Origin of the sequence: Enterobacter cloacae complex sp. P17RS, from assembly GCF_014895885.1 — a bacterium.
GTDB lineage: Bacteria > Pseudomonadota > Gammaproteobacteria > Enterobacterales > Enterobacteriaceae > Enterobacter > Enterobacter bugandensis.
In genome coordinates this window covers 331,379-340,742 of the sequence record NZ_JADBQK010000010.1, presented here as the reverse complement: position 1 = coordinate 340,742, position 9,364 = coordinate 331,379, and the positions used below count along the sequence as shown (strand labels likewise).

General features: G+C 53.5%; 10 protein-coding genes. 6 read left to right on the top strand and 4 right to left on the bottom strand.

Translation table 11 applies throughout. The annotated features are described in order from the left end of the window. Positions 1-945 (top strand): glycoside hydrolase family 18 protein (locus tag IM265_RS11755; RefSeq protein ID WP_193056009.1); only part of this gene is annotated, 945 nt, incomplete at its 5' end. A gap of 59 nt (positions 946-1,004) precedes the next feature. Here the strand turns inward: IM265_RS11755 and IM265_RS11750 are convergent. Continuing rightward, the gene (locus IM265_RS11750) at positions 1,005-1,283 is read right to left on the bottom strand and encodes a YeaC family protein (protein ID WP_061098531.1); all 279 of its coding nucleotides are present in this window, start codon (positions 1,281-1,283) and stop codon (positions 1,005-1,007) included. 41 nt (positions 1,284-1,324) lie between these two features. Next, on the bottom strand, positions 1,325-1,738 hold the full coding sequence (gene msrB / locus IM265_RS11745) for a peptide-methionine (R)-S-oxide reductase MsrB (protein ID WP_028012770.1): 414 nt from the start codon (positions 1,736-1,738) through the stop codon (positions 1,325-1,327). Between the two features lie 341 nt (positions 1,739-2,079). Here msrB and gapA point away from each other — a divergent pair, with 341 nt between their 5' ends. Both gapA and IM265_RS11735 read left to right on the top strand, forming a co-directional pair. Continuing rightward, the gene (gapA, locus tag IM265_RS11740; RefSeq protein WP_006809136.1) at positions 2,080-3,075 is read left to right on the top strand and encodes a glyceraldehyde-3-phosphate dehydrogenase; all 996 of its coding nucleotides are present in this window, start codon (positions 2,080-2,082) and stop codon (positions 3,073-3,075) included. 75 nt (positions 3,076-3,150) lie between these two features. Next, positions 3,151-4,035 carry a D-hexose-6-phosphate mutarotase gene (locus tag IM265_RS11735; RefSeq protein ID WP_193031016.1) on the top strand — a complete coding sequence of 295 codons (885 nt, stop codon included), beginning with the start codon at positions 3,151-3,153 and terminating at the stop codon, positions 4,033-4,035. A gap of 78 nt (positions 4,036-4,113) precedes the next feature. Here the strand turns inward: IM265_RS11735 and IM265_RS11730 are convergent, their stop codons facing one another. Continuing rightward, a complete protein-coding gene (locus tag IM265_RS11730) occupies positions 4,114-4,860 on the bottom strand; it encodes a MipA/OmpV family protein (protein WP_041910477.1) in 747 nt (248 codons plus the stop codon). 430 nt (positions 4,861-5,290) lie between these two features. Here IM265_RS11730 and yeaG point away from each other — a divergent pair, with 430 nt between their 5' ends. The 3 genes from yeaG (at position 5,291) to IM265_RS11715 (ending at position 9,189) form a co-directional block, all read left to right on the top strand. Further along, the gene (yeaG, locus tag IM265_RS11725; protein ID WP_014883443.1) at positions 5,291-7,225 is read left to right on the top strand and encodes a protein kinase YeaG; all 1,935 of its coding nucleotides are present in this window, start codon (positions 5,291-5,293) and stop codon (positions 7,223-7,225) included. A 74-nt stretch (positions 7,226-7,299) separates the two neighbouring features. Further along, positions 7,300-8,583 carry a YeaH/YhbH family protein gene (locus IM265_RS11720; protein ID WP_028012767.1) on the top strand — a complete coding sequence of 428 codons (1,284 nt, stop codon included), beginning with the start codon at positions 7,300-7,302 and terminating at the stop codon, positions 8,581-8,583. A 99-nt stretch (positions 8,584-8,682) separates the two neighbouring features. After that, positions 8,683-9,189, top strand: a complete 507-nt coding sequence (locus tag IM265_RS11715; RefSeq protein WP_193031014.1) for a YbaK/prolyl-tRNA synthetase associated domain-containing protein — start codon at positions 8,683-8,685, stop codon at positions 9,187-9,189. Between the two features lie 5 nt (positions 9,190-9,194). On the opposite strand, the gene yoaI is transcribed toward IM265_RS11715, so the two are convergent. Next, positions 9,195-9,299 carry a small membrane protein YoaI gene (gene yoaI / locus IM265_RS11710; RefSeq protein WP_088205013.1) on the bottom strand — a complete coding sequence of 35 codons (105 nt, stop codon included), beginning with the start codon at positions 9,297-9,299 and terminating at the stop codon, positions 9,195-9,197. Positions 9,300-9,364 lie beyond the last annotated feature (65 nt).

Sequence of the window (9,364 nt, the reverse complement as noted above, 5' to 3'; positions counted from 1 at the left end):
ATGTCCCCGGACTGTACAGTTGGTGGCTGGGGGGCGCGTGGCTTCTCTGGCGCAGCGGCAACCCAGGAGAGTCGCGCGGTGTTTATCCGCTCCGCGAAGGAAATTGTTGAGAAATACGGTCTGGACGGGATCGATCTCGACTGGGAATATCCGGTCAACGGCGCGTGGGGGCTGGTTGCAAGCCAGCCCGCCGACAGGGATAACTTCACCGCCCTGCTGAAAGAGATGCGCGACGCGTTCGGGCAGAAAAAGCTGGTGACCATTGCGGTGGGCGCGAATGCGGAAAGTCCGAAAAGCTGGGTGGATGTTAAAGCCATCGCCCCGCTCCTCGACTACATCAACCTGATGACCTACGACATGGCGTACGGGACACAGTACTTCAACGCGAACCTGTATGACTCCAGCGCCTGGCCAACGGTGGCTGCCGCCGACAAATACAGCGTCGATTTTGTGGTGAACAACTATCTGGCCGCCGGGCTTAAGCCGAAGCAGATGAACCTCGGGATCGGTTTTTACGGCCGCGTACCGAAACGTGCGGTTGAACCGGGCATTGACTGGAGCAAGCCGGACGCGCAAAAAAATCCGGTCACACAGCCCTACTTTGGACCGCAGGAGATCGCCCTGTTTAAGTCGCTCGGCTATGACCTGACTAAAGATACCTACGTGAAGTACAACGATATCGCGAAGAAGCTGCTGAACGATCCGCAGAAGCGTTTTACCGAACACTGGGACGACCAGGCGAAGGTACCGTGGCTCTCGGTAAAGGGTGCCGATGGCAACGCGCTGTTTGCGATTTCGTATGAGAATCCGCGTTCTGTCGCGATCAAGGCGGACTACATCAAAGAGAAAGGCCTCGCCGGGGCGATGTTCTGGGAGTACGGAGCGGACGACAACAATCAGTTAGCGAAACAGCTGGCGGAGTCGCTCGGGATCCCGCATAAGTAGTAAGGCACCAGGCCCTCTCCCACAGAGAGAGGGCCTGGTGAGGGCATCAACCCGCACCGTTATTGCATTTTCATCGTCGCAATCGGCTTCGGCGTGATGCCAAAATCTTCCTTCAGCTCGCGCTTGCTCTTCATCACCATCTGACCGTTAGTGTCGATAGTCATGTGTTGCGCATCGGTGTTATTGCGCGCCTGCCACAGCATCACCAGCTGCAAACTGTTCTCTTTTTGCTCAGGCGTGAGCGCTACACCGTCCGGCCATTTTCCCAGCTCAACGGCGGTCACCAGACGCTGATAAACTTCCGGGGTCATCCCGTTAATCATGTCCTCAATATTCACGATCTCTCCCTTTCAAAGGAATAATTTGCTGAATCGTTTTTTCAACCCTTAATCTGGTCGCCGTTTTCATCATCGGTGAAGCTCATTGAGGCTGAATTCACACAGAAACGCTCACCCGTTGGCTGAGGACCATCCGGGAAGACGTGCCCCAGGTGCGCGTCGCAGTTACCGCAGCGAATTTCCGTGCGCACCATACCGTGCGACGAGTCGGTCAGATACCGGATTGCGTCATCGCTCACCGGCTCGTAAAAGCTCGGCCAGCCGCAGCCGGAGTCGTATTTCGTTTGTGAATTGAACAGCGGGGCATCGCAGACCAGACAGTGATAGACACCGTCTCGCTTGTTGTGCAGTAATCGCCCGGTAAATGGCGGCTCCGTGCCGTGATTCTGGGTCACGTAAAACTGCATTTCGGTAAGGTTTTTTTTCAGATCGTCAGGGTTATGTTGGTTCGACATATGCTTACATCTCGCTGTAGAAACAGACATCTTTTAACCCGGATTCTAACAAAACATTAACACCCTTGCGTGCACTTTTGTTCTAAACTTATGTGTCGCGAAAAGGCGGTCAGGCAATTGTGATCACGTTCACATTTTTATCCTGCGAGGACTTTAAAATTCCGGGCGCAGCCCCCATGTGGTTGCAAGCTCAAAGGGAAAGTGAGGCGAGTCAGTCGCACAAACGTTAGTCACAGGATTGATTTGTCGCAATGATTGACACGATTCCGCTTGACGCTGCGTAAGGTTTTTGTAATTTTACAGGCAACCTTTTATTCACTAACAAATAGCTGGTGGAATATATGACTATCAAAGTAGGTATCAACGGTTTTGGCCGTATCGGCCGTATTGTTTTCCGTGCTGCTCAGAAACGTTCTGACATCGAAATCGTTGGTATCAACGATCTCCTGGACGCTGAATACATGGCGTACATGCTGAAGTACGACTCAACTCACGGTCGTTTCGACGGCACCGTTGAAGTGAAAGACGGCCACCTGGTTGTTAACGGCAAAACCATCCGCGTTACTGCTGAGAAAGACCCAGCTAACCTGAAATGGAACGAAATCGGTGTTGACGTTGTTGCTGAAGCAACCGGTATCTTCCTGACCGACGAAACTGCACGTAAACACATCACTGCGGGTGCGAAGAAAGTTGTTCTGACTGGTCCTTCCAAAGACAACACCCCAATGTTCGTTCGCGGTGCAAACTTCGAAACTTACGCTGGCCAGGACATCGTTTCTAACGCATCCTGCACCACCAACTGCCTGGCACCGCTGGCTAAAGTAATCAACGACAACTTCGGCATCATCGAAGGTCTGATGACTACCGTTCACGCGACCACCGCTACCCAGAAAACCGTTGACGGCCCGTCTCACAAAGACTGGCGCGGCGGCCGTGGCGCGGCTCAGAACATCATCCCATCCTCTACCGGTGCTGCTAAAGCTGTAGGTAAAGTACTGCCAGAACTGAATGGCAAACTGACTGGTATGGCGTTCCGCGTTCCAACTCCTAACGTATCCGTTGTTGACCTGACAGTTCGTCTGGAAAAAGCTGCTTCTTATGAAGAAATTAAGAAAGCAATCAAAGCTGCTTCCGAAGGCCCAATGAAAGGCGTTCTGGGTTACACCGAAGACGACGTTGTATCTACCGATTTCAACGGCGAAGTGTGCACTTCCGTGTTCGATGCTAAAGCAGGTATCGCACTGAACGACAACTTCGTGAAACTGGTTTCCTGGTACGACAACGAAACCGGCTACTCTAACAAAGTACTGGACCTGATCGCTCACATCTCCAAATAAGTTGAGATGAGTGATTGATCCAAAAAGGCGACTTCGGTCGCCTTTTTTATTGTTTTTTAGACAGAGGATTGCTTAATGATAAATAAAATTTTTGCACTTCCGGTAGTCGAACAACTTACCCCTGTGCTCTCCCGCCGTCAGATTGACGGTGCTGACGTTATCGTCGTTGACCACCCGCGCGTTAAAGCCTCCGTGGCGCTGAACGGCGCGCACCTGCTCTCCTGGAAACCGGAAGGCGAAGCGGAAGCGCTGTGGCTGAGTGACGCCACCTCGTTCAAAAAAGGGGATGCGATTCGCGGCGGCGTGCCGATCTGCTGGCCGTGGTTTGGCCCGTCCGTACAGCCGGGTTTGCCTTCTCACGGTTTCGCCCGTAACCAGCAGTGGACGCTCAAAGCGCATAACGAAGATGACAACGGCGCAGTACTGACCTTTGAGCTGCAGGCTAATGATGAAACCCGCGCCCTGTGGCCGCATGATTTCACCCTGTATGCCCGCTTCAAACTGGGTCAGAGCTGCGAGATTGAGCTGGAAGCCCACGGCGAGTTCGAGACCACCTCTGCCCTGCATACCTACTTCAACGTGGGTGACATCAATGCAGTGAAGGTGAGCGGCCTGGGCGATACCTTTATCGACAAAGTTGATAACGCGAAGGAAGGTAAGCTGAGCGACGGCGTTCAGGCGTTCCCTGACCGTACTGACCGCGTCTATCTGCATCCGGAAGCGTGCAGCGTGATCCACGACGGTGCTCTGAACCGCGGCATTGAGGTGGTTCATCACCATCACAGCAACGTGGTGGGCTGGAACCCGGGGCCTGCACTCTCCATCAGCATGGCCGACATCCCTGAGGACGGTTACAAAACGTTCGTCTGCGTGGAAACGGCCTGCGTAACCACCCCGCAGAAAGCGAGCGAGGAAAAGCCGTCTCGTTTAGGGCAGACAATTCGCATCGTTAAGCGATAAGGTCGCTGCACCACACCAAAGCAAACGGGGCGCAAGCGCCCCGTTTTGATGCAATGATTGCACCGCGATAATGCACAATCAGAACTTGTAGGTCACACCCACCGAGAAGATGCCAGCCCAGGACTTATCAACCATCGGGCTATCCTTCACTTCGTCGCTCAGACGCTCGTAACGGCCGGTACCGTAGACGTTCCAGTCGCCAAGGAAGTTATAGCTCGCGGTCAGCTCCAGGTAAGGATCCCAGCCATCATCGGCGCTGTAGCTTTTCAGCCCACTGCGACGGGACTCGTTTTTAGAGACGCCGTAGTAATAGTCGTTGTAGTTTTCACTGTTGTACTGCACGCCGATACCCGGCGTCAGGGTGAGCCCACCATTGGTATAGCGATACAACCACGCCAGATCCCAGATAAAGCCGTTGCTGTTATCCAGCGTATCACCCGCCAGGGCCGTACGGAGGAAGCCATACTGGGTGTTATGCACGTATGAAAGCCCGGCCATCATGGAGCTTTTGCGCTTGTCGAGCTGGCGAAGCGCGTGGCTGTCGCTGTCGCCTGGCTTGAAGTGCGTTGGATCGTAGTAGGCCATGATAGAAAGCTTATCGGCCGTATCGTTCCACAGATAGTAGCCGCCGCCGAGACCGCGGAACCAGAAGTTATCGCCTTCATAGGTGATAACGGGTACAGGATAAACATCGCGGTCATACTGTTTGTATGGGCTGTTAATGACGCCAACGCCCGCACCCACCGTCCACTGACTTTCCGCCTGAGCGGTACTAACTGCGGTCGCGGCAAGGATGCCCAATGCCAGAAGTTTGAGTTTGGTCACAATCCATTCTTTCCTGTAGTCAAATAATCAGCGGGTGAAGTGTAACCGCCATTCCCGTACATCCCAAAATTTTTTGCCTGCTAATCAGTCTGATTAACCCATTATTTTTAACTTTTCAGATGACAACCCGCTTTCATTTATATGACCGATGCATGAAAAACGTGCTTAAGCCTTATAACCAGGGTGGAAATTTTTGGATGAGTTATTGATATGTCATTGAAATTAGTTTTTCTCAGCATGCAAGTTTGGCAAATGCCATCTACGCTTAAATTTAAGAAGAGTTTTCCTGAACACCTGCGGTTCTTAGCGTCTGACCTGGCACACAGGTTGCTGCTCTGGCAGTGGGGTGCGAGAGATTCTCTTCCGGGAGCCTCCACTACTCATACGAACGGCTCTTATCCTGTGCTAAAAAACGAAAGGACGGCATGCCATGAATATATTCGATCACTATCGCCAGCGCTACGAAGCTGCCAAGGACGAAGAGTTCACACTGCAGGAGTTTCTTACCATTTGTCGGCAAGATCGCAGTGCCTATGCCAATGCGGCAGAACGGCTATTGATGGCTATCGGTGAGCCAAACATGGTTGATACTGCCCTGGAGCCACGGCTTTCCCGTCTATTTTCGAATCGGGTGGTCGCCCGATATCCGGCGTTCGAAGAGTTCTATGGTATGGAAGATGCCATTGAACAGATTGTCTCCTATCTGAAGCATGCCGCCCAGGGTCTGGAAGAGAAGAAACAGATCCTCTATTTACTCGGCCCCGTCGGCGGCGGTAAATCCTCGCTGGCTGAACGCCTGAAGTCGCTGATGCAGCGCGTACCGATTTATGTGCTGAGCGCCAACGGCGAACGCAGCCCGGTGAACGACCATCCGCTGTGCCTGTTTAACCCGCAGGAAGATGCGCAAATTCTGGATAAAGAGTTTGGCATCCCGCGTCGCTACCTCGGCACCATTATGTCGCCGTGGGCGGCAAAACGCCTGCACGAATTTGGCGGTGATATCACCAAATTCCGCGTCGTGAAAGTGTGGCCATCTATCCTGGAGCAGATCGCTATTGCCAAAACGGAACCGGGTGATGAGAACAACCAGGATATCTCGGCGCTGGTGGGTAAAGTCGATATCCGTAAGCTTGAAAACTTCGCACAAAACGACCCGGATGCCTATGGCTATTCCGGTGCGCTGTGCCGCGCCAACCAGGGGATTATGGAATTCGTCGAGATGTTTAAAGCACCGATCAAAGTGCTGCATCCTCTGCTGACAGCGACCCAGGAAGGTAACTACAACGGTACGGAAGGTATCTCCGCCCTGCCGTTTAACGGGATTATTCTCGCCCACTCGAACGAATCGGAATGGGTAACCTTCCGTAATAACAAAAACAATGAGGCCTTCCTTGACCGCGTGTACATCGTCAAGGTGCCTTATTGCCTGCGGATCTCCGAAGAGATCAAAATTTACGAAAAACTGCTTAACCACAGTGAGCTGGTGCATGCGCCATGCGCTCCGGGCACGCTGGAAACGCTCTCGCGCTTCTCCATCCTGTCGCGTCTGAAAGAGCCGGAAAACTCCAGCATCTATTCGAAAATGCGCGTCTACGACGGTGAAAGCCTGAAAGATACCGACCCGAAAGCGAAATCGTACCAGGAATACCGCGATTACGCCGGGGTTGATGAAGGGATGAACGGCCTCTCCACGCGTTTCGCGTTTAAGATCCTCTCCCGGGTCTTTAACTTCGACCACGCGGAAGTGGCGGCCAACCCGGTTCATCTGTTCTACGTCCTGGAGCAGCAAATCGAGCGCGAGCAGTTCCCGCAGGAGCAGGCTGAACGCTACCTTGAGTTCCTGAAAGGCTACCTGATCCCGAAATACGCCGAGTTCATTGGCAAAGAGATCCAGACGGCCTATCTGGAATCCTATTCAGAATACGGGCAGAACATTTTCGACCGCTATGTCACCTATGCTGACTTCTGGATCCAGGATCAGGAGTACCGCGACCCGGATACCGGCCAGCTGTTTGATCGTGAATCCCTGAACGCGGAGCTGGAAAAAATCGAGAAGCCTGCCGGGATCAGCAACCCGAAAGACTTCCGTAATGAGATTGTGAACTTCGTCCTGCGCGCCAGAGCGCATAATAACGGGCGCAATCCGAACTGGACCAGCTACGAGAAGCTGCGCACGGTTATTGAGAAGAAAATGTTCTCCAATACCGAAGAGCTGCTGCCGGTGATCTCGTTCAACACCAAAACCTCAACCGACGAGCAGAAGAAACACGACGATTTTGTCGACCGTATGATGGAAAAAGGCTACACCCGCAAACAGGTTCGCCTGCTCTGCGAATGGTATCTGCGCGTGCGTAAATCGTCCTAAAACAAGTGCCCGGTAGCGCCTGCGCCTGCCGGGCCAACAAAAACGCAAGTTGGCAAATGCAGTACGGGGGGTATATGACCTGGTTTATTGACCGGCGTCTTAACGGCAAAAACAAGAGCACGGTGAACCGCCAGCGCTTCTTGCGCCGTTATAAAGCGCAAATTAAACAGTCGATCTCCGAGGCCATCAACAAACGCTCGGTGACCGACGTCGACAGCGGCGAGTCTGTCTCCATCCCTACCGATGACATCAGCGAACCGATGTTTCATCAGGGGCGCGGCGGCCTGCGCCATCGCGTTCATCCAGGTAACGACCACTTCGTTCAGAACGACAGGATTGAGCGCCCTCAGGGCGGCGGCGGTGGTTCAGGAAGCGGTCAGGGGCAGGCCAGCCAGGACGGTGAAGGCCAGGATGAGTTCGTTTTCCAGATTTCGAAAGATGAATATCTCGACCTGCTGTTTGAGGACCTTGCGCTGCCGAATCTTAAAAAGAATCAGCATCGTCAGCTTAACGAGTATAAAACCCATCGCGCGGGCTATACCGCTAACGGCGTGCCCGCCAATATCAGCGTTGTGCGTTCGTTGCAGAATTCTCTGGCGCGCCGCACGGCCATGACGGCAGGCAAACGTCGCGAACTGCGCGAGCTGGAGAGCAGCCTGAAGGTCGTGGAAAACACGGAGCCGGCGCAGCTGCTGGAAGAGGAGCGCCTGCGTAAAGAGATTGCCGAGCTAAGAGCGAAGATCGACCGCGTGCCGTTTATCGATACCTTCGACCTGCGCTACAAGAACTACGAAAAACGTCCTGAACCCTCCAGCCAGGCGGTGATGTTCTGTCTGATGGACGTCTCCGGCTCGATGGATCAGGCCACCAAGGATATGGCGAAGCGTTTCTACATCCTGCTCTACCTGTTCCTGAGCAGAACCTATAAGAACGTGGAAGTGGTCTATATCCGCCATCACACCCAGGCCAAAGAGGTGGATGAACATGAGTTCTTCTACTCCCAGGAGACCGGGGGGACCATCGTATCAAGCGCCCTGAAGCTGATGGATGAAGTAGTGAAAGAGCGTTACGACCCGGCGCAGTGGAACATTTATGCGGCGCAGGCATCGGATGGCGACAACTGGGCCGACGACTCACCGCTATGTCACGAGATCCTGGCGAAGAAAATTCTGCCGGTGGTGCGTTACTACAGCTATATCGAAATCACCCGTCGTGCCCACCAAACCCTGTGGCGGGAATATGAACATCTGCAGTCCATGTTCGATAACTTTGCCATGCAGCATATCCGCGATCAGGATGATATTTATCCTGTGTTCAGGGAGCTGTTCCACAAGCAATCTGCTACCAGCAACGCATAACCCAACAGCCAGCGAATCCGCTGGCTGTTTTCTTTCGACCCCGTTTATCCCGTGCTAATGTAGCAAGCTGCATACTGGATTATCACCGGGAAAATTGTGATGACTGACTACGTTATGGGGACAAGTACCCACCATCAGCTGATTACCTTACTCACCGAGCAGGGCGCGCGTTTTCGCGTCATGGAGCACGAGGCGGTGGGGAAATGCGAAGCGGTGAGTGAAATTCGCGGGACCGATCTGCGCCAGGGGGCAAAAGCCCTGGTCTGCAAGGTGAAGGGCAACGGCGTTAAAAAACACGTACTGGCGATTCTGGCCGCCGACCTGCAGGCCGATCTGAGCCAGCTTGCCAGCCATTTTGGCGGGCTTAAAGCCTCCCTCGCCAGCCCGGCCGAGGTCGATACCCTTACCGCCTGCGTTTTTGGCGCGATCCCGCCCTTTAGCTTCCATCCTGATTTGGCGCTGGTGGCCGACCCGCTGCTGTTCGAGCGTTTCGACGAAATTGCCTTTAACGCCGGTTTACTGGAGAAATCCGTGATCATGGACACCCAGGATTACCTGCGCATCGCCCGTCCTGAGCTTGTAAACTTCCATAAAGCGTCGTCGTAACGGCGCTAGCCTCTTCTTTCCAGAAACAGCACGGAGGCGACGAGAATCACGGCAATAGCGAAAAACGATGAGGAGATAATGAGCGTTTCAACAAACATGTGATCGTTCATGATGGCGATCCCTTTGCGATACCTGCCTTCGTTTTAATCCGCGTAAATGACAGGGTAATGACAGC